Here is a 22,232-nt window from a genome sequence, read left to right as displayed (position 1 = left end):
TTTTTTTATTTAAGAATAGTGGCACTCATCAATCCGATAACGACATCGTTGCTCACTGCTGTTAATTTTATTGATTTTAATTCTCTGTTTGGGTCAATCGGCAGATCCAGAATGGTTGCGGCACCTCCTTCAACAGACCGACTGCTCACTCCTTTAATTTCCGAATATTTCGTTAAACTTCCTCCTTTGTACAATTCCCCGGTTTTCAGCTGAACCCGGTACGGAATTTTATCATCCGGAATTTCAAAAGCAAAATTATCGTCAAACAAATCCTGTTCGATAGGCCACCAGTTCACGGGGTTTTTTAGTTCTAATTCTGTACTCGAACCATCTGAATATTGAACCGTAACCGTTCCGTTGGTAATTTGTGACTGCATAGGGTTGGTTGAACCAGCCATCAGAAAATAGACTTTTCGTCCTTTTCCTGTAACAGGGATTTCAACCGATTCCGGAAAATTATCCCATTGACTTGTAAAGACAATATTTTTCTCTTCGTTATTAATTAAAAAAGGAATTCCTAAGAACTCAAGCTTTCCGTCTTTTCGTTTTTTCATCAGTCCGCTGTCATCAATTTGAGTGGTGGTCAGCGGATAGCACCAGTTTCCGATTCCTTGCCATGGAAGCTGCAGGGTAGGGACATTGGGCCGTGGTGAAAGATATTTTTGATTAAAAATTCCAGTTACTCTTTCATTATATTTTAAGGCTAATGAAACAGGACTGAACTCTCCTTTATTTTCGATTTCCCAATCTGTTATTTCTACATTTTGTTTAATTCCATCGTACTCAAGCTGAATGAAGTTGGTTCCCTTGCTGAGATTATTTGTTGGAATTTCAATTGATGTATTTTGATTTTTTTGAATTGAAAAAGTTTTATTTAAATTATCAATACTCAATTTTCCATTGATTGTATTGGATGATTTAGACTGAATTTGCAGTTTTTTATTCACCCATTTTATTTCTAAAGGATATTGAATATCGACATTCACAGGTTGCCACCATTGCGTTCCATTTTGTTCCAATTGAACGAAAAAAGTTCCTTTTCTTTCTTCTTTCACCAAATTAAATTGATTGCCGTTTCGTTTTTTAATTAATTCCTGCGGATCGTAGATTTGCTGAATCTTCTTTTTTGAATCTAAATGGAGCTGGAGATTTTCAGAGATATAATTGATGTAATCTGTCTTTTCGGTTTTTAATTCTTCTCCCGAATATGTAATTTCAATGTTGAATTCTTTTCCTTTTTCTGTTTCCAACTTTACAAAAGGCTGTAAAATAGAATTGGGTTGTATTCTCCAATCTGCTTTTTTACCATTTACTGTCACCGATTTTATTTTGGTATGATTCACAGGAATCAGTACATCAAGCGAAACCGGGTTTACATAATTTGACTTAAGCCAATAATTTGTTTTTTTAGAGTTTCTGTTAAACTTAAATTCCCAATCCGGAAGTTTCAGTTCTGCAAAATTCCAGCCTTTGGGAAATCCTGGTTTTATGTTGATCTTATTTTCTAGTAATTTTGGATAAATTCCGAAAAGTCCTTCTGTTAAAGTTCTCGCAGCTACACCAATCGGATCGGCAAAATCACGGTACAATTCTCCACGAAAGGCATCATAGTGGGATAATTGCTCAAAATTCCCAGGACTGATGCCGTAATACATACTTTCGACCAGGTTGCCTTTCCAAAGTCGATAGGCATCATCATTTCTCCCTGCCTGCCAATACGCTAAAGCGGTTTGTAAATTCTCGGCCAACGCCACATTGTTGATCGACCAATCATAAGGCTGCCAGTTGGTGGTGGAAAGTGTGTAATAATTTTTATTAATTTCACCTTTTACTGTTACGGGAATCTTCGGAATGTGATTGTTGATGTATTGCGTGTTTTGATAATCTTCAAATTCATTTAAAATATAAGCATCCGAAACATGATAAATTGACCATATTCCAGGCTTGTCGTGAAGAATTTTATTACCCAGGGCATCTTCATATTCAGCAAAATAACCTTTACTTTTAATCCAAAGCTGGTTTTTCATGGCTTTAAAAATGGTTTCAGCTTCTTTTTCGTAAGGGGTGGAATCTTCGCCAATGATTTTTGCCAGTTTTGCCATTTCACGGTTGGCTCTGTAATTATAGGCAGAAGTGTGGGTCACTTTTCCACCTGAATACTGCAAAGCATCACTTGCCCAAATTGCAGCATATGCATCATAAAGGCCGTCCCGTTTGAAATTCCGTTTTTCCCAATCCATATGACGGACCATTGTTGGCCACATTTTTTTCAAAAAATCCACATCTCCTGTGTAGTTGAAATGAGAAAACATCTGATCAAAGAAAACCAGATTCATATCATAATGATGCGGTTTTGAATTGTCATTGGGATTTCTGGAAATATATCCGCTTGAGAACACCGAAGTTCCCATTTTTTCTTTGTGCCTTGCCAGATGCAAAAGCGTATCCATCTCAACGGGTGCGGAATCGGGTTTTAAAACCTGAGAATTGGAATAGCTTTCAAAGTGTTCTTTTGCACGGTCGTGCCAACTGAGAACATCGGCTGCATAAGCTCCTCGCCAGGCATTTAGCCTCATCCTCCAGGCAACGGCGCCATGAAGAAACGTAGGGCTTTCCCAAACGCCGTCTGCGGCGATGGCAAGAGTTGCTCCGAAATTATTTAAATCCGGATCCGGCGTTTTTAACTGAACACGGTTGATTAATGATAACCGGGATTTTTCGGCTTCGTCAAAAATACTTGTTAGCTGTTCATCTGAAAGATTTTTCTCTGCTTTTCCTTTTTTTATTTGAATATAAATAGGATTTTTTTGTGTTGAATACGTTGCGTAAATTATTGGAGATTTTTCTGCTTTATATTGTGTAAAATCAGATAGTTTTTCCAATGTTTTTGCATCGGCCAATTGTAATGAATTGGTGCTTGAAAAACTTCCATTAATATACTGATTTTCTTTTTTCTTGTTTAAATAAGTAAGCTCAAATTGGTTTTTATTGATTTGAAACTGATTGCCTTCACAATATTCCGGAAGCAAATAAAAACCTGATTCCGGGTCTGCGCCGATGTCGCCATTTCTGCTGAATGTTTTTCCGCTTGCTCCACCATAAACAGCGTAGATCTTTGATGCAGGATCAACATTCTCCATTTCCATTTTTAAAATCAAGCCTTCTTCTTTAGATTGTGCTAAAACCACCAGTTTTAAATTTCCATTTCCAAGAATCTGATCTTTAATGGTATAAAGCATCAGGCCAGGACGATAACGGGTTTCAATGCTATCGGCCAGAATTAATTTTTTAAATGAATTTCCTTTCTGAATGACAAACTGAAGATTACCGCCCATTCCGGGAAGATACAATGCAAACTCCGGCAAATCTCCGGCCTCCACTCTTGAAGCACGATTGTTGCCATACAAAGCACGGTTAAAACGGTATTTCCCGTTAACCAACAAAAAATCCCCTTTGTCTTCTTTGTAATGCAGCTCCCTCTCATTTTTCTGCCAATGTCTGGATTGGGCGAAAGAATGTGAGAATGCAGACAAAATGATAAAGCCTGCTAAAATGGATGTTTTTTGCATTTTATTTTTTTAAATCAGTTAATGGCTTTCCGTTAACAGTGACATTTTTCAGGGTGACATTCTTTAAAAAATCAACATTATAAGGAATTTCAACACCGTTAATTTTAGCATTAACCATGGTAAAATCTGTTATCGGAGAAGATTCGTAGGCATCAGAAAGAATGGCATATTTTCCGCCTTTTTTTACGGTCAGGTTTTCTACCCAGATGTTTCTGATAGTAGGGATGAAGTCGCCCGGTTTTTCATAATGCATATTGAAACGCACTGCAGCTTCTTTATAAGCGCCTACTTTTGTATTGTAGAAGAATACATTTTCAATAATTCCGCCACGGCTTGAACTGGTTTTAATGCGAAGTGCCCTGTCAAGATTTTTACTGTCCATGACATTTCCTATGGCATAAATATTTTTTGCTCCGCCTGCAATTTCGCTTCCGATCACTACACCGCCGTGTCCATCTTTCATTTCACAGTTTTCGATGATATGGTTTTCCGCTGGTTTCCCGATGCCTCTTCCGTCTTCATCTCTTCCGGATTTTATGGCAATACAATCATCTCCCGTATCAAAATATGAATCTTTGATCCACACATTTTTACACGCTTCAGGATCGAAACCATCGTTATTAGGACCATGACTGATTACTTTTACTCTTTCTATCAAAACATTTTCACACAATACGGGATTAAGGTTCCACATTGGAGAATTTTTCACCAAAACATCCGCCATATAGAAATTTTTACTCTTATAAGGCTGAACGAAATTAGGTCTCAGATAATATCCGTCACCGAATATTCTTTCTCTCGGATTTTTCTTTTGAGCCATGTATTCATGTAGTTTTGCACGGGCAGGATTTTGTCTTCCCGGACGGGATTCGTTCCAGCCATATTTTTTTGCACCACACCAAAACCACCAATGGTCGTTGTCAGAGTTTCCGTCCAGTGTTCCTTTTCCGGTTATAGCAATATTTTCTTCTTCGTAAGCATAGATCAACGATGAATAATTCATGCATTCCATTCCTTCCCATCTTGTGAAAACAATAGGATAATCATTACTGTCCTGACTGAATAAGATCGTTGCATGTTCACTAACATGTAAATCCACATTGCTTTTTAAATAAATAGCCCCTGTCAAAAAGATTCCTTTTGGAACCACAACTCTTCCTCCGCCTTCTGCATTGCATTTTTCGATGGCTTTTTTAAAGGCTTCCGTATTTTTTGTCTTTCCATCGCCAATGGCCCCAAAATCGGTAATTATATAGTCTTGTTTTCTGAAGCTGGGCTTTACAATTTGTTTTTTTAATGTCTTGATTTCCTTTAAAGGTTGTTCTGAGGAAGTCCAGGGTTTGTATTGCGCCGAAACGGGAATTGACATGATTAATGCGAAAAGTATTAAAGCATATTTTTTCATAATGTTAGAGAAATATTAGTTGAAGAAGGAGCATTAATATTAAAATCTCTTTCTTTATCGCAATCTAAAATAATTATGATTAAAAATTATCCTGCACTGTCGGTATACAATTCATTAATTGTTTCCGGGGATATTTTGTGATGGGAAGAAGACTTTTCATGGGTTGAAGGACACAAGTGGAAAAACTGCAGGAGAATGGATTGATGAAATCGTGTTATTGGCAGTTAAAGGAATGTTGAAAAGCTCAAACCTAACTGTTGCATAAGTTGCTGATGAGTTTCATTTTTCCAATGCCTCTTTTTTCGGGAGATACTTTAAAGCAGAACAGGACAAACGCCATTGGAATATCGAAGTCTTAAATTGAAAAAAAAAGGATTAAAATAATTAATCCTTTTTTAATGATTATAAATATTTATTCTATTGGATACTCATTCCGCCATCAATAATCTGTTCTGTACCAGTAAGAAAAGAAGATTCGTCGGAAGCGAGGAATATAACAAGGTCGCTTACCTCTTTTGCATCCGCCATCCTTCCCAATGGAATAGCATCGGCAGCGCCACTGCCATCTTCGTCTGTAGCTTCTACCATCATTGGTGTCTTTATGTAGCCAGGATGTACTGAGTTGGCGCGGATATTTTCCTTCCCATACTCAACTGCAGCAGCTTTGGTCATTCCACGTACAGCAAACTTACTTCCCATATATGCTAAGCTGGGATAGCCTGGAATTGCAATGATCCCTGCTATTGATGAAATGTTGATAATGGAACCTATACCAGCTTTCTGCATTGATGGGATTGTATATTTCATTCCGTAAAAGACACCATTTTGATTGATGTCAACAACTTTCTGATATTCTTCCTCAGAAATTTCGGTTATCGTTTTTATGGGTCCAAGTATTCCTGCATTGTTTACCAGGACATTGACCGGTCCAAATCTACTTTCCGCCTCTGATATTACTTTTTTCCAGTCCTCTACACTGGTAACATCTTGTTTTACAAAAACAGCATTCTCTCCTAATTCATTTGCGATCTTTTGGCCTTTCTCTTCATTAAGGTCAGTAAAGATCACTTTTGCACCTTCAGCTACGAAGGTTCTTACATGGGATTCTCCCATGCCCTGTGAGCCACCTGTAATGATGGCCACTTTGCCATTTAATCTTTTCATATTGATTTCATTTGATTAATAAAAATATTGATATGCATAACACCATGGTCCGTTCTAAAATTCGATCATGCTTTCATATCAACATAAAAATCAATATTACCAAAAATCAACAGGATTTGAAATGTCCAAATCTTTACATTATTTACCTAATTCTCTACTATTGTAATTCTGCTGCCAGTTGATTTCGATACTTTTTTGGAGAAACATTCATATTTTTTTTAAAGAACTTACTGAATGAGTAAATATCTTTGAATGATAATTTTTCTGCAATTTCGCCAATGTTATTATCAGAATTCTTAAGTAATAGGATAGACTGGTCTAATATTGCATTTTGTATTATTTTGCTGGGAGTAATGTTCAGAGAGTTTTGCACGATCTTATGCAGATAATTTACAGTGATATTAAGCTGAAATGCATAATAGTCAAGATTTTGTTCATGCAGATAGTTTTCACTGACCAAACGCATAAAGCTTTCTACAAGATGATGACTTCTATTAAAAGTGAATTGTTTGGATGAAGGTCTATATTTACTTATGACCAGATCGGTCTCACTGATAAGAACTAACATCAAGTTCTTAGCCGTTTGCTCCCACAGTTCCGAATTTATAAAGGAAAGGAGATCAAAGATCTTTGAAAAGAGATCTTGTAAGCGATTGAAATCTTTAGACTTTAAACTATAATATGTCCCGAAACGGCGTTCAAGAAAAGTTTTTTCTGTTATGGATAAAAAATGATTATCAAGGGTTTGGATAAATTTTTTATTAAACAGGACAAAAGCACCTTGTGTACCAGGAGAAATTTCAACGATCTTGAGATTCTGATGAGGGCGATATATGAAAAAAGAACGCTTCTTATTATCTATATGAAGTAATTCTCCATCAAGTTCCACAACAAGTTGCCCTTTATTAATGATTCCATATGAGAAATAATCAGGTGTCAGGATAAATGGTTCAAAAGACTCAGGTATATCGGTCAGAAATAAAAAGTCCTCGGTATAATTCCATTTTAGTTCACGAAATGTGATGATATTTTTAATCGAGTATGAGTCCATTGGAAAAATAATTGTATAAATAGTTATTAAATTAATTGGTCAATGAAGATGATCATTTTGAATGCAATTTTTGCACATATCTTTAAACTTTTGTCAAATTATTTATTGAAGAAAGATATGTTTTTAAGAGTCTTAAAAGCAAAATTATAAGATGGCCCGATCCTCTAACGGTGGAATGCGATCCAAATAACCTGAAAGAGGCCAGGTATTTAGCTAAATGACTGCCTGAAATTCAGGGGCGAAACTTTTGTCTTGGCCTTAAATAATTTACTGAATGACTGTAAATGTTCAAAACCCAGTTCATATGCAATTTCACTTACCGTCAAATTTGTAGTTGATAGTTTTTCTTTAGCTTTTTCAATCAATTTGTCATGGATATGCTGCTGAGTATTTCGTCCTGTCAGCACGCGCAGCAAACTGCTTAAATATTTCGGCGAAATATTAAGTTCCCCAGCAACGTACTGTACAGTTGGAATACCCTCTATCACTAAGTTATCACTGTTAAAATAGCTCGAAAGCAGATCTTCCAGACGGCTTAAAATTTGATGATTGCTCTTCTGACGTGTGATAAACTGACGCTGATAAAACCTATCCGTATAGGTTAGAAGCAACTCTAATTGAGCAATAATGACTGTCTGGCTGAACTTATCGATTTTGTGCTGATATTCGATTGCAATATCCTGAAATATCCTAACAATAGACTCCTCTTCTTTGTCTGAAAGAAATAATGCTTCATTAATAGAATAATCAAAAAATTCATATTCCCTTATCCTTTTTGATAAAGATGTGTTCCACAATAGATCAGGATGGATAAGCAATAATAGCCCTGAACGGTTTGTTATTTCTTCTACATCAATTTCAAACACTTGGTTTGGAGACATCATAAACAGGACACCCTGCTCAAAATCACTTTGCTGCTGTCCGTATTTCATCCTGCCTCTGAAATCCCGGTCAAGTAACACAGTATAAAAATCAAAGATCAGACTGACATTCGCCATACAAGGCATTATAATGGTACTATAATCTATAACACTGATCAGAGGATGCTCAGGATTGGGAAGTCCCATCACCTTATGATATTTACTGACCGTTTCGATCCTGAGGGGCAGATTGTTTTCCATAATTTAACGATTTTGATCCTGTAGAACCTCTTCAAGTTTTTTCACGAGGTTTTCGGGCTGTTCACGCATAGCGTAATGACCACCTTCCAGGTTATAAATTTTCCAGTTCCTTGCTTTTGCTCTGCTGTACCCCATTTTTTCATTCGCAGGTTTGCCATTTTTTGTCATTGAGATATAAACAGCCGGGATATTTTTCACCAATGGATTCCTTATCTTCAAAGGTTCAGTAAAAGTTTTTAATGGCTGGGGGACATCGGTGGGATAAATATTTTTTGTTGGACCGAATGGATAAAGCATAACAGAATCCTTTATAAACGGAACCATCACTTTATCCCATAGATCCCCACAGACGTCTTTGGCGCTTTCGCCATCGTTAGGAACCATAGCATCCAGATAAATCAGGTTGCTGATACGGTCGGGGACCTGTTCTGCTACCCCGGAGATAACCATTCCTCCATAACTGTGGCCAACAAGGATAACATTATGCAGGTTCTCGAACCTGATCACATTTACGATATCTGTAACGTAAGTTGTAAGATTTATGTTTGCATTCGATAGATGAACTCTCTCTCCCAGACCTGTTAAAGTGGGACGATAGACAATATCTCCTTTTTCGCCTAAGATAGAATCTACCTTAGCATAATCCCAACCGCCATCCCAGGCACCCGGAACAAATAAAAAAGTCCGGGGCTGATGTTGCTGGCCAAATACCATCATGGAAAACATCATGCTTGTCAGTATAAAAATTGCTGTTCTCATCTTTTTATTGTTTAATTCTTAAAGCAAATTTATGCAGTAATGTAGGAAGCAATTTAGCCTGATTGCACTTTGTTTTAGTCAAAATGCCTGTTGATCATAAGTGTCAACAGATTTGGCTGAGTACAAATTTTGTGTTCACATTATGGCTCCTTTATCTATATTTTGATACGCTACTTGGAAAATAACAAGTAACGAACATTATTTTCCGATAATTTTATTCCGATGTACAATTCCCCAATCTGAAAGTTCGCTGATAATCCTTTGCAGCGTATTGCCGTGTTCTGTCAATTCATATTCAACTGTTATAGGTTGTGTAGGTAAAACTGTTCTTTTGACCAGCTGGTTGAGTTCCAGTTCTTTCAATTCTTTGCTCAGCATTCTGTTGGAAACACCTTCAACATCATTCAGAATGTCTGAAAATCTTCTTTTACCGTAACAGCAGATCGACGAGATAATAGCGATCTTCCATTTTCCGCTCAACGCATCCATGGCATCCTGAACGGATCTCATTCTTTTCTTTTGTTCCTGCTGGAATTCTGTTATTGCACACTTCATTTATTAATTAGTTATACTGTATGTTAATGTTATTTATTATTTATCTGTACAAAGCTGAAATTTACTTTTGTTTAAATGAAAAGTCGAAATCACTATTGTTTAATGCAATACAGATTTTTTTATCCCCTTTCATTGAGGTATTAATACTGTCCGGATGTCTTTTTCAATATTCTGTTCTCAGTTTTTTCAGGTGCGGAGAAAACTATACCTTCCTTCGTATCCCATTAAACTTTGACCGAACCTTTTTTCTTGTTTTCCTGTTGAAAATCTTTAATCTGATACATTACAATGTTACTGTGTTACCTCTATGTTACTGTTATTTATCAGTACAAAGTTACTAAAAATAACTTGGTTGATCTACCTTTGTTGCTCAAACATTAAATAAAAGAAATAATGGATAAATTAAAAAATAAGGTTGCCGTGATTACAGGTGGCAATAGCGGTATCGGGTTTGGTATTGCAGAAGCATTTAAAAATGAAGGAGCTGTTGGTGCTATTGTAGGCAGAAATCATGACACTTTAAATAATGCTGTGGCTAAGCTTGGCGATAATTTTATAGGTATCAATGCCGACGTAACTAATATTGCCGACCTGGAAAGAGTGTTTGCAGCAACTGCAGAAAAATTTGGAAAAATAGATGTGGTTGTAGTCAATGCGGGTGCTGGAACTGTAGGAACTGTGGCAAATTTAAGTGAAACCGACTTTGACAAAACAATTGATCTGAACCTGAAAAGTGTTTACTTCACTGTTCAAAAAGCATTGCCTTATATGAATGATGGTAGTTCTATTATTTTGATCGGGTCAAATGCTGCACATCGGGCATATGCGAATTTTACGCTTTATGGTGCTGCAAAAGCAGCCGTAATCTTTTTTGCAAAAGGATTTTCAAACGATCTTTTAGAAAGAAAGATCAGGGCAAATGTAATAACACCGGGTACAACAGATACACCTGCATTTGAAAAGTTTGTTCCTGCAGAACAAATCGAAGGTGTAAAAGCGCACTTTGCAAGTGTAATGCCAACAGGCAGAATAGGCCAGCCATCTGACATTGGTAAAACCGCAGTATTCCTGGCCTCTGATGATTCTTCATTCATGCTTGGGGCTGAACTTCTTGTTGATGGAGGGATGACCTATCTGGCTAAATAATTCAAAAAAGATAGCTTTAAGCGCGATAGCCAAGGAAATCATTACGGAACTAAATTTTTAAATTTAGTTCCGTAATGATTTTTATTTCCAGTGAAAAATATCTATGCACATTGGCTTTATGGGTATTCAATTACGTATTTACTGATCCTGATTTTTTCTGATATTTAAATAACAGTCTCATAAAACTACGATATATCGTAGTTTTATTTTATTTGGCATGTGATTAAATATTTGAATTACAGAGTTTTATATTTCTAGTGCGCTTCTTGTAATTAATTTTTATGAATTTAATTATCAATCAAAAATAATCTACAAACAATGAGTACACTAAAATTAAAAGACGGAACAGAAATTTTTTACAAAGATTTTGGAACAGGACAGCCTGTTGTGTTTCACCATGGATGGCCTTTATCATCTGATGACTGGGATGCCCAGATCATGTTTTTCCTGCAAAAAGGATATCGGGTAATCGCCTTCGACAGAAGAGGGCACGGACGTTCAGGTCAGACTACTACCGGACACGAGATGGAAACTTATGCTGCCGATGTTGCTGAACTGACAGAATATCTGGATTTAAAAGATGCGATCCACGTAGGACACTCAACCGGAGGAGGTGAGGTGATCCGTTACGTCAATAAATTTGGCAAAGACAGAGTTGCCAAAGCAGTTTTAATCAGTGCTGTTCCGCCTGTGATGGTAAAAAGTGAAAATAATCCTGATGGGGTTCCTATGGAAGTTTTCGACGACATCAGAAACCAAACTCTTACCAACAGACAGCAGTTTTATATCGATTTGACGATTCCTTTTTACGGATACAACAGAGAAGGTGCTGTGATAAAAGAAGGGGTGCAGAGAAATTGGTGGAGACAGGGGATGATGGGAAGTATCCTTGCCCATTATGAATGTGTAAAAGCATTTTCAGAAACCGATTTTACGGAAGATTTAAAGTCTGTTGAAATTCCTGTTTTAGTGTTACACGGAGAAGATGACCAGATTGTACCTTATCAGAATGCGGGTGTAAAATCTGCCAAATTACTGAAAAACGGCACATTGATTACTTATCCGGGATTTCCCCACGGAATGCCAACTACGGAAGCAGAAACCATTAATAATGATATACTGGCATTTATAAAAAAGTAAGCTTTTTATTGGGTGTGAAATAGTAATTTATTCTAATTCAGAAAGTTTTTATGGAAAATTCAAATACAAAACAACCAGCATTTAATCCTGAAGATTTTTCAATTGTACCGGCTCGCAGTTTCGATGAACTGGCAGTAGGCGAGGTATTCAGAGCTCCAAGCAGAACATTGACAGATGCTCATGCTTCAGCTTTTCAAACCGTATCATGTGATAACCATCCCATACATTATGATGCAGAATATGCCAAAAGACAGGGGCATGAGGCACCAGTAGTTCATGGTTTACAGGTTTTGGCCTTTACTGCGCCGGGGGCAACCTTGCTGCCGCATTATTTCGGGAAGGTTTTCATCAGCTTTTTGGAACTTTCATGTAATTTCCTGAAGGAGGTTCATTCCGGAGATACCTTATATTCTTCGCTCACGATTACGGATTTGAGTCCGCAGGGAGATAAAGGGATTGTGACGACCAAAGTAACGGTATACAACCAGAAATCAGAACTTGTACTGGAAGGTCAGCATAAATACTTATTGAAGCGATAAATTACAACCTATTACAACAGTTAATAGCTGATGTTTTTTTCAAATCCTCTGCCTCATTTTTCACAAGGGTATCATCTTTTGAACGTGGAGTAGCGGATTTGAAGAAATCTCTATCAATCATCACAATACTTATTCGTCAGATGTGATTTTTTTAATACATCTCTAAATACTTTATATCATGAAAATTAAACCAATGATCAGTGCGGTTATTGTATTAACCACATTATTCGTTTCGTGCAACACGAAAGATAAATCGGAAAAAAGCACTGAAAAAACAGCTACAGCAAGAGCTGAATATATCGAAGTTGAGCCCAATGTAAAACTGCATGTTACCGATCTGGGCGAAGGAAAACCGGTTATTCTGATCCACGGCTATCCTTTGAGTGACGCTTCATGGGAGTATCAATATCATGCTCTGGTAAAAGAAGGTTATCGGGTAATCGGAATTACCCTGAGAGGTTTCGGGCAGTCCGATAAACCTTATGGAAAATACAATTATGATCAATTTGCGGCCGATATCAAAGCTGTTCTTGATCAATTAGACATTAAGGATGCTACCTTGGGCGGACATTCCATGGGAGGTGCGATTGCCCTGCATTATGTAGCAAAATATAACAGTGCCCATGTAAGCAAATTGGCCTTGTTTTCAGCGGCAGCTCCCTGCCATACTAAAAAAGCTGATTATCCTTATCCGTTTTTTACCAAAGAAGACATCTCGAAGTGGGTTGAATTAAATAATACGGACAGACCTGCATTATTGGCAGCCATCGGTGAAAAATTTGTGTATTCCCCGACTTCTGTTTCTCCCGGAATTGGAGCCTGGCTGGGCAGTATCGAAATGCAGTCGTCCCCATATGCAATGGAACAGGCACTAATTGCTTTAAGAGATGAAGATCTGCGCGGTGATCTTCCAAAAATTAAAATCCCCACTTTAATTCTCCACGCGAAAGAAGACAAAATCGTGTCTTTTGCATTGGCGGAACAAATGCATAAAGCTATTTCAGGATCTCAATTGGTTCCTTTTGACAAAAGCGGACATGCTTCATTCCTGGAAGAAAAAGATAAGTTTAATGCAGAATTCATCAAGTTTTTGAAACAATAAGTACGGTCAAAACTTATTCCGCTTAACCCGAATAAATACATAATAACAAACAAATAAATTTTATGAAACCATCAACCAAACTACTTTCTCCGGATAATCATGCGCTTGTATTGATCGATTTTGAAGGTCAAATGGCATTCGCTACGAAAAGCATCTCAATGAATGAACTGCGTAATAATGTCGCTGTAGTCTGCGGGGCGTCCAAAATATTTAATGTGCCGACAATTGTAACAACGGTAGCCGAAGAAAGCTTTTCAGGTCCGGTATTTCCTGAAATCGAAGAAGCATATCCTATGGCAACTTCAGGATACATTGACAGAACAACAATGAATACATGGGAAGATGAAGCAGCTTATAAAGCAATTGTGGCTACTCAGAAACAGAAGTTGGTTTTCGCAGGATTATGGACCGGTGTATGCATCGTAGGGCCTGCCTTGTCCGCTCTTGAAGAAAACTATGATGTGTATGTTATTACTGATGCCTGTGGTGATGTAAGTGATGAAGCCCACGAAAGAGCGATTCAGAGAATGATTCATGCAGGAGTAAAACCAATGACCTCCATCCAGTATATTTTAGAGCTTCAGAGAGATTGGGCACGTCAGGAAACCTATATTCCTGTGACTGATTTAATGAAAAAATATGGGGGTTCTTATGGATTGGGGATTCATTATGCTCATCATATGCTGAACCATTAATATTTATATAAAAATTTTCAATGTTGAGATCTGCACATTACATATGGTCTTTAAAAACGGTCATCTTTCTGCTCTTTTTATTTTCTGAAAACTTATCTGCCCAGAGTTTCAAGCTCCTGCGTTACGATGAGAATTATGAATATTTAAAAGATTCTTCAGATACTTTTTATAACAGGGTAAAATTTCTTCCTCTTAATGAAAAGAAAGATAGCTATCTGTCTCTTGGAGGCGAGGCACGCTATGAATATGTAGATTTCAACAATGAAGATTGGGGAAGACTGGATATAGGACACAACAACTTTTTTCTGCAGCGGTATGATCTTCACGCCGATGTGCATTTAGGGGAAAATATCAGGGTGTTTTCACAGATCAGAAGTGCTTTACAGAACGGAAGAAAAAACGGATCAAGAGGTATTGATGAAGATCAGTTAAGCATTCAAAACCTTTTTATTGATGCTAACCTGATCAATAAAACAGCTCAGAAACTGACTTTCAGGCTGGGCCGTCAGGAACTTGACTATGGTTCAGGAAGATTAATCTCTGTAAGAGAAGGTCCCAATGCAAGACTTTCTTTTACCGGAGCTAAAATAATGTATTCCCATAAGAATGTTTTTGTAGATGCTTTTGCCATGATGGCAGATAGTATCAATGCAGGAATTTTTGATAATAAGATTTCAAAACAGCTCAATCTGTGGGGCGCTTATTCTAAAATAATTTTTCCGCAAGCCGGAAACCTTGATCTGTATTATGTCGGGATACGAAGAGACGAATCCGTTTTTGAAGCTGGGGCGGCAAAAGAAAATCGCCACACGATCGGAGGAAGATTTTGGAAATATGGCGGCGGATTGATCTATAATCTTGAAGCGGCGTATCAGTTTGGAAGTTTTGGAGATCAGAATATCAGTGCCTGGACAGGTTCCGTGGATATTGGCTATCTGTTTGAAAATGTAAGATTCAGACCCAGCATCAACCTGAGGAACGATTACATTTCCGGAGATCACTCGAAAGACGATGGAAAGCTTCAGACATTTAATCCTCTCTATCCAAAAGGCGGGTATTTTGGCTTTAGCCCACAGATCGGACCGGTGAATCTTATAGATATTCATCCTTATGTAACACTGGACTTAACTTCTAAACTCAAAATGCAGATGGATGTTGTTTTCAACTGGCGGTATGCTCTTCAGGATGGGGTGTACAGACCAAGTGGGGTGCTCAATCGGCCAGGCAGCAGTTCTGATAAAAGATATATCGGAACAGCCTATTTAGCCAATTTTACCTACAGTTTTAATCGTTATTTCTCTTTAGTGAGCGGAATTCAGTACTTCAGAAAAGGAGCTTTTATTGAAGATATTATTCCTAATGCTAAAAGTGGCGTTTTCTACAATATCCGGTTAGGATTCAAATTTTAATCATTACTAAAATCATTTATTATGCAAAATTCAATATCAAAATATTTTAATTGGTCCAAAGCGGTTTTTGCCGCATTGATTCTTACAAGTTCAGGAATCCAGTTTGTTTCAGCGCAGACATTAACTGAAACAAAAGCAGCGGTAGGAACCACCACCACGTGGGGGAAAGTAGACGGGGTTTCTGTTGTTGGTCTTGTACAGGGACCATCTGCAGCTGTGGCAGACCTTCAGATTGCCTGCGTTTTCGAGTATACGGAAGGTGATATTTTCAATCCCCCCGCACTTCCTGCCGAACTGAACGGAATGGTTCACCTGGATGAAGCATTAAAAGGAATCATTACAGAAGTCAGAAAAAAAGGTCAGTTCAAAGGCTATGCTTTGGAAACATTACTCATAACGCCACCGAAAGGAAGTTTAGCCTCTAAGAAATTGTTACTGATAGGATTGGGCGACAGAAATTCTTTCGATGCCGGATTAATGAAAAAAGTAGGAAGCGTTGCAATGAGAGAAGCTTTGAGGCTGAATGTAAAAACGGTTTCTTTTGCTAGTGATATTAAAGATGCCGGAATAGATTCTCCCACAGCTTTGGTTGCAGGAAATGTGGTTTTAGGAGCATTTGATGCCTACCGTACACAGTCATATTTAAATACCCGGCATTTATCTGAAAAAATGGAGTTACAGAAACTGATATTGCTTGCAGGTCCGTCGTTTTTCAATATTGCAGGAGAAGGAATTAAAGAAGCTGTTTCAAAACTGAATGCCCAATAATTCCTATGAAAGCAGACCTTATTTTATATAACGGAAAGATTCACAGCTTCAGTAAAGAAATAACAGATATTTCGGCTGTTGCCATGAAGGAAGGTGAAATTATTGCTCTGGGAAATGACGGGTTGGTAGACCAGTTTGCAGATGCAGCCACAGAGATTATCGATCTTAAAAAGAAAAGAGTTGTTCCTGGAATTAATGATTCCCATATTCACCTGATCCGGGGAGGATTGAATTATAATCTTGAATTAAGATGGGATGGTGTTCCTTCGTTAGCCGACGCTCTCCGCATGCTTAAGGAGCAGGTTGACCGCACGCCTTCACCCCAATGGGTACGTGTTGTGGGCGGATGGTCAGAATTTCAGTTTGCGGAAAGAAGAATGCCTACGTTAGAAGAAATCAATGCGATTGCCCCGGAAACCCCTGTTTTTATCCTGCATTTATATGACAGGGCATTAATGAACAGAGCAGCACTAAAAGCAGTTGGGTATACCAAAAATACTCCGGCACCTCCGGGCGGTCATATTGAAAGAGATTCAAATGGCGAACCGACAGGGCTTATTATTGCAACACCCAATGCAATGATTTTATATTCAACATTGGCAAAAGGTCCAAAATTATCCTACGAACATCAGCTAAATTCTACCAGACATTTTATGAAAGAGCTGAACCGGTTTGGGATCACAAGTGTCATAGATGCAGGTGGTGGTTTTCAAAATTTCCCGGATGATTATCAGGTGGTCAATGAACTGAATGAAAATAAGCAGTTAACGGTAAGGATTGCCTATAATTTATTTACTCAAAAGCCAAAGAATGAGTTTGAAGATTTCAGCGAGTGGATTGACACCGTAAAGCTTTATCAGGGTGATGATATGTACCGTCATAACGGAGCTGGGGAAATGCTGGTTTTCTCTGCCGCAGATTTCGAGGATTTTTTACAGCCAAGACCGGACCTTCCCGAAAATATGGAAGCTGACCTCGAAAAAGTAGTCCGATTATTAGTGGAAAACCGGTGGCCTTTCAGACTTCATGCCACTTATAATGAAAGCATCACAAGATTCTTAAATGTTTTCGAAAAGGTAAACCAAGATATGCCATTCAACGGACTTCCGTGGATTTTTGATCACGCTGAAACCATTGATGAAAGAAATATTGAAAGGGTAAAAATGCTCGGCGGCGGAATTGCCATCCAAAGCAGAATGGCTTACCAGGGAGAATACTTTACAGACCGTTACGGTTCAGCGGCAGCAGAAAATACTCCTCCCATAAAGAAAATGCTTGAAATGGAAGTGCCTGTTGGTGGTGGTTCAGACGCAACAAGAGTCAGTAGTTACAATCCCTGGATGTCTATGTATTGGCTTACTGTGGGAAAAACGGTTGGCGGACTTCAGCTGTATCACGAAACAAGGCTGGACAGAGCAGTTGCCCTGGAATTGTATACCAGGGGAAGTGCATGGTTTTCTCAGGAACAGCAGAAAAAAGGAGATATCCGGGTAGGAATGTTTGCTGATCTGGCAGTGCTTGATAAGGATTACTTCACGATAGAAGATGAAGAAATCAAAAATATAGAATCGGAGATGACTATTGTGAACGGTAAAATTGTCTATGCAAAAGGAGACTTTTCTTCATTCGCACCACCGTCCATCCCTGTTCTTCCGGACTGGTCACCGGTCAATTTGTACAATGGTTATTATCCTGTGGGCGGACATGTACAGAAAGATATTGAAAAAAATGCAAAAGCAGACTTAAAAGCCCCTCTGACTTCACAGGTGCACAGCTGTGCCGGAAGTTGCGATATACATCATCACAGCCACGATGCAGCAAGAATGAGTTCTGTCCCTGTTAATAATTACCATTCATTCTGGGGTGCGTTGGGATGCTCCTGTTTTGCCTTTTAAACATTGAAAATTATGGAAATTTTGAAACAGATCCTTGTGTCCGATTTAGGATCATCCTATAATGATTTTGCTTTTATGATCTTCCGGGTACTCTTTGCCATCCAGTTATTCAGGGTTCACGGACTGAAAAAGTTCAGGCTGGAAAACGGGCAGAAGGAAATCATTCCGAATCCTCTCGGACTGCCGGAAAAAATGAATGCTTTGGTGGCTTCGTATGCCGATTTGGTTGTTCCTTTTTTAATCATTTTAGGTCTGGGAACCAGACTCGTCATATTACCCACAATTGGCGTAACGGCGATCGGCTATTTCATCGTTCACAGAAAAGATTCTCCCGAAGTGCGCGATATACCTTATATGTACACCTTGTCTTTACTGTTAATTCTTGCTCTGGGTGCAGGAAAATATTCACTCGATTATTATTTATTAAATCTACTTTAAAATGAAAACTTCAATAGGAATAAAAAATGAAAACTTAGCGAAAGTCGCTGAGGTATTGGTTCAGACATTAGCAGATGAATTTGTACTCTATACCAAAACAAAAAAAGCCCACTGGAATGTGGAAGGAGCAGATTTCTACAACAAACATCTGTTTTTTGAGGCTCAATACGGGCAGCTGGATGAGATTATCGATAATCTTGCCGAAAGAATCAGAACATTGGGACATTATGCACCGGCTACGTTAAGAGAATATCTTGCCCTGACTCATTTGTCTGAGCATCACTTGGAATCGAATGACAGCCTCACCTATATGAAAGAACTCCTTTCTGATCATGAAAGTATTTTGATTCATCTTCGTGAACATATAGAAAACTTTGCTGTTGAATTTCATGATGCAGGAACCAGCGATTATATCACCGGATTATTGGAAACCCACGAAAAAATGGCTTGGATGCTGCGTTCACATTTAAAATAAAAAAGGATGGAAGTAAAAAATAATATAGGCTTTGTCACCTTACTTTTAACCATGATCGCGGGATATTGTGATACCGTAACTTTTGTATCGGCGGATGCTGTTTTTTCAGCGCACGTTACGGGAAACTTTATTGTATTTGCCTATCAGTTGGTGAAAGGTTCCGATGTTCACGCATGGGTAAAGCTGCTTACTTTTCCCGTATTTATCCTGGCGGTCATCACAGGAGGGCGGATTGCGTACAGGGTGACGAATCACTATACCATTCTGTTTTGCGAAGGACTTTTGCTATTATTAAGTGGAATTACCGTAGCCATACTGAGCTATGCCGGTATTTTTACAGAATGGATGATGTATGCCGTTGCTATGGTCGCTGTTTTTGCGATGGGACTGCAGAATGCTTTCGGAAAATTATATGCTAAAGAAACGCACGGGCCCACTACGATGATGACCGGAAATGTCACCCAGGCATCTTTAGACGTTGGAAATTTAATGAAAAACGGTTTTAATGATGTGGATGCCCTGGCCAGTTTAAAAAAACAACTGGTTACTATTTTAGGTTTTTTGACCGGATGTTTTTTAGGGGCTTTTGCTGGGAAACAGTTCGGGCTAGTAACACTGGCTTTACCGGGGTTGGCAATGATCATCTGCTATCTTTATCACCGTAAAATTTAGTCTGTAAAGACTGGTAAATAATTGAAGAATGAATTATCTTTAAAAAATGAATTTTATCCTTTATTTTATTAATAGAAATCCACTAAAGATATTTTATTTTTCATTGGTTTTATTGTTTTTAAGTATCTCATTAAGAGCTCAAACCAGGGAAAATCCTGTGCTGCTGAGAAAGCAGATCTCTTCTTCAAAAAATGATACGCAGAAAACAGCTTTATTGCTGAGATTGAGCGATTTTTATATAACCAAACAGGGAGAAGTTAAAAAAGATCTTGACAGTGCGGCCATCCTTAACAAGGAAGCAAACCTGCTGAGTGTAAAAACCGGAGATAAGCTGAACAAAGGAAAATCAATGTTTCTGGAGGCAAAGATCGATAAAGAAAGAGGGAATAAAACAGTTGCCTTTTCAAAAATGAAACAGGCTGTCAATTATTTTGAAACCCATAAAATGACCGAACAGGCAGGAGAAGGATATGAGGAGCTTTCTTTTATGTATGATAATGATCCTAAAAATATCGATATCAAAATAAAGCTTAAAGAGAAAGCTCTTCTGCTTTATAAAAATTCAGGAGCAAAGCTGAAGCAGGGATCTGTTTTAAAAGATCTGGGTGAGCTGTATAACATAATGGAAAATCCGTATAAGTCGATACCATTGCTTAAAGAAGCTTTATCCGTTTATCAATCGGTTAAATTTAAAGAATTGCAGGGTGTTTATAATTTCCTTTCTCAGGCTGAAGTTCAGAAAGCAGATTACGAGGAGGCTTTACGTTACGGACTTTTAGCTGAAAAAACAGCCGAGAGCCTTGATGATAATTCTTTGCAGATGAGTTCCATATGTAACCATGTAGGAATGGTTTACTATTATCTGCGCCAAAATGACGATGCCCTAAAATATTGGAGAAAAGCATTAACCATTGCCAAAAAAAACAATGATAATTCATACGTACGCACAGTGGCTAACAATATTTCTACCATGTTGATTAGACAAAAGAAATTTGAGGAAGCAATTGCCATGATAAAAGAATATAAAGCCCGGTACCCGATTACAGACCAGGAATTTGAAATGACTGAAAATTATATTCTCTTCAGTACGTATACCATTCTTAAAAAATTCAGTAATGCTGAAATGTACTACAAGATACTGGTGGATTATTATGGTGAAAACGGAGAGAAGAATAACAAGCAGATTTCACTGTTGAGAAGCTTTGTTTTTTATCATTACCAGACCAGGAATTATAATGCAATGTATCGTGAGGCAAAGCTTTTTGATTCAATAGCCAAAAAAAACGGGAATGATATGCTGCGTTCTGAAAATCATTTGATTTGGTTTAAAGCAGATTCTGCCAGGGGAAAATATCTTGACGCAATTGAACATTACCAGCTGTATAAGAAGCTCTCAGATTCTGTTTTTAACGGCGAAAAAAGCAAACAGATCAACAGCCTGAAAATCCAGTTTGAAACAGATCAGAAAGATAAAAACATCCAATTGCTTACCCAGAAAGGAAAAGTTCAGGAAATTCAGATTACCAATGATACTTTTGTAAAGTACATTTTTATAGGAAGCATTCTGGTGCTGATTATTTTTGCAGCCTTGCTTTACAACCGGTCAAGACTGAAAAGTAATGCCAATAAAACGCTTGAGCTGAAACGTAAGCAGATCGATGAACAGAATGAGCAGCTGAAAAAACTGCTGTCCGAAAAAGAATGGCTGCTGAAGGAAATTCATCACAGGGTAAAGAACAACCTGCAGATCGTGATCAGCCTTTTAAATACACAGTCAGCGTACCTGGAGAATGAAGATGCTTTAATGGCCATTCAGAACAGCCAGCACAGGATGCACGCCATGTCTTTGATTCATCAGAAACTGTATCAGTCGGATAACCTGTCAATGATAGATATGTCGTGGTATATTTATGAATTGATCAGTTACATCAGAGAATGCTATTCATCAGAAAAGAAGGTTAGCTTTACGATGGATATTGACAAGGTTTTTCTGGACGTTTCGCAGGCTGTACCCATGGGACTCATTGTCAACGAAGCGATCAATAATACCGTTAAATATGCATTTCCTGAAAACCGGAAAGGAGAGGTTATCGTCACTTTTAAAAGTATCGGAAAAGACGATTTCGAATTGATTGTTTCCGATAATGGAGTAGGGCTTCCGGAAGACTTTAACATTGATGAAAGCGAATCTCTAGGCATGAATCTCATGAGAGGATTAACTGACCAGCTCGACGGAACTTTTCTCCTGGAAAATAAAAATGGTTTAAAGATCATCATCACATTTAGGAAAAAAACAGAAATTGATATTTCAAAATAAGACGTTGAAATT

At 38.0% G+C, this 22,232-nt stretch carries 19 protein-coding genes; 12 read left to right on the top strand and 7 right to left on the bottom strand.

The window, feature by feature from the left end:
- Positions 1–5: 5 nt before the first annotated feature.
- The 7 genes from V6R96_RS15335 to V6R96_RS15305 form a co-directional block, all read right to left on the bottom strand.
- On the bottom strand, positions 6–3,569 hold the full coding sequence (locus V6R96_RS15335) for a DUF4450 domain-containing protein (RefSeq protein WP_336379261.1): 3,564 nt from the start codon (positions 3,567–3,569) through the stop codon (positions 6–8).
- Between the two features lies 1 nt (position 3,570).
- The gene (locus V6R96_RS15330; protein ID WP_336379262.1) at positions 3,571–4,974 is read right to left on the bottom strand and encodes a glycoside hydrolase family 28 protein; all 1,404 of its coding nucleotides are present in this window, start codon (positions 4,972–4,974) and stop codon (positions 3,571–3,573) included.
- A gap of 417 nt (positions 4,975–5,391) precedes the next feature.
- Entirely contained in the window at positions 5,392–6,138 is a 747-nt protein-coding gene (locus V6R96_RS15325; protein WP_111960299.1) for a glucose 1-dehydrogenase, read from the bottom strand.
- A gap of 157 nt (positions 6,139–6,295) precedes the next feature.
- Positions 6,296–7,189, bottom strand: a complete 894-nt coding sequence (locus V6R96_RS15320; RefSeq protein WP_223559787.1) for an AraC family transcriptional regulator — start codon at positions 7,187–7,189, stop codon at positions 6,296–6,298.
- Between the two features lie 209 nt (positions 7,190–7,398).
- Positions 7,399–8,310, bottom strand: coding sequence for a helix-turn-helix transcriptional regulator (locus V6R96_RS15315; protein WP_336379263.1), 912 nt, complete (start codon positions 8,308–8,310; stop codon positions 7,399–7,401).
- Between the two features lie 3 nt (positions 8,311–8,313).
- Entirely contained in the window at positions 8,314–9,069 is a 756-nt protein-coding gene (locus V6R96_RS15310; protein WP_336379264.1) for an alpha/beta hydrolase, read from the bottom strand.
- Positions 9,070–9,267: 198 nt separating this feature from the next.
- A complete protein-coding gene (locus V6R96_RS15305) occupies positions 9,268–9,624 on the bottom strand; it encodes a helix-turn-helix domain-containing protein (RefSeq protein WP_336379265.1) in 357 nt (118 codons plus the stop codon).
- 393 nt (positions 9,625–10,017) lie between these two features.
- Here V6R96_RS15305 and V6R96_RS15300 point away from each other — a divergent pair, with 393 nt between their 5' ends.
- From V6R96_RS15300 to V6R96_RS15245, 12 genes are all read left to right on the top strand, one after another.
- The gene (locus V6R96_RS15300; protein WP_336379266.1) at positions 10,018–10,770 is read left to right on the top strand and encodes an SDR family oxidoreductase; all 753 of its coding nucleotides are present in this window, start codon (positions 10,018–10,020) and stop codon (positions 10,768–10,770) included.
- A gap of 318 nt (positions 10,771–11,088) precedes the next feature.
- Complete coding sequence (locus V6R96_RS15295; protein WP_336379267.1) at positions 11,089–11,910, top strand: alpha/beta hydrolase; 822 nt, start codon at positions 11,089–11,091, stop codon at positions 11,908–11,910.
- A gap of 50 nt (positions 11,911–11,960) precedes the next feature.
- The gene (locus V6R96_RS15290) at positions 11,961–12,449 is read left to right on the top strand and encodes a MaoC family dehydratase (RefSeq protein WP_223559781.1); all 489 of its coding nucleotides are present in this window, start codon (positions 11,961–11,963) and stop codon (positions 12,447–12,449) included.
- Positions 12,450–12,627: 178 nt separating this feature from the next.
- Positions 12,628–13,551: an alpha/beta hydrolase gene (locus tag V6R96_RS15285; RefSeq protein ID WP_336379268.1), complete on the top strand. Its 924-nt coding sequence runs from the start codon at positions 12,628–12,630 to the stop codon at positions 13,549–13,551.
- Positions 13,552–13,613: 62 nt separating this feature from the next.
- Entirely contained in the window at positions 13,614–14,246 is a 633-nt protein-coding gene (locus tag V6R96_RS15280; protein ID WP_223559779.1) for a hydrolase, read from the top strand.
- A gap of 20 nt (positions 14,247–14,266) precedes the next feature.
- Complete coding sequence (locus V6R96_RS15275) at positions 14,267–15,655, top strand: alginate export family protein (protein WP_336379269.1); 1,389 nt, start codon at positions 14,267–14,269, stop codon at positions 15,653–15,655.
- Positions 15,656–15,676: 21 nt separating this feature from the next.
- On the top strand, positions 15,677–16,423 hold the full coding sequence (locus V6R96_RS15270; protein ID WP_336379270.1) for a M17 family peptidase N-terminal domain-containing protein: 747 nt from the start codon (positions 15,677–15,679) through the stop codon (positions 16,421–16,423).
- A gap of 5 nt (positions 16,424–16,428) precedes the next feature.
- Entirely contained in the window at positions 16,429–18,318 is a 1,890-nt protein-coding gene (locus tag V6R96_RS15265; RefSeq protein WP_336379271.1) for an amidohydrolase, read from the top strand.
- A gap of 12 nt (positions 18,319–18,330) precedes the next feature.
- A complete protein-coding gene (locus tag V6R96_RS15260; protein ID WP_336379272.1) occupies positions 18,331–18,756 on the top strand; it encodes a DoxX family protein in 426 nt (141 codons plus the stop codon).
- 1 nt (position 18,757) lies between these two features.
- The gene (locus tag V6R96_RS15255) at positions 18,758–19,231 is read left to right on the top strand and encodes a Dps family protein (RefSeq protein ID WP_111960325.1); all 474 of its coding nucleotides are present in this window, start codon (positions 18,758–18,760) and stop codon (positions 19,229–19,231) included.
- Between the two features lie 6 nt (positions 19,232–19,237).
- On the top strand, positions 19,238–19,903 hold the full coding sequence (locus V6R96_RS15250) for a YoaK family protein (RefSeq protein WP_111960327.1): 666 nt from the start codon (positions 19,238–19,240) through the stop codon (positions 19,901–19,903).
- A 46-nt stretch (positions 19,904–19,949) separates the two neighbouring features.
- Complete coding sequence (locus tag V6R96_RS15245) at positions 19,950–22,220, top strand: histidine kinase dimerization/phosphoacceptor domain -containing protein (protein ID WP_336379273.1); 2,271 nt, start codon at positions 19,950–19,952, stop codon at positions 22,218–22,220.
- The last annotated feature ends 12 nt before the right edge of the window (positions 22,221–22,232 follow it).

Source organism: Chryseobacterium sp. CCNWLW53, from assembly GCF_037083525.1.
Lineage (GTDB): Bacteria > Bacteroidota > Bacteroidia > Flavobacteriales > Weeksellaceae > Chryseobacterium > Chryseobacterium lathyri.
The sequence above is the reverse complement of the archived record's forward strand: the minus strand, read 5'-3'. Positions and strand labels throughout refer to the sequence as shown.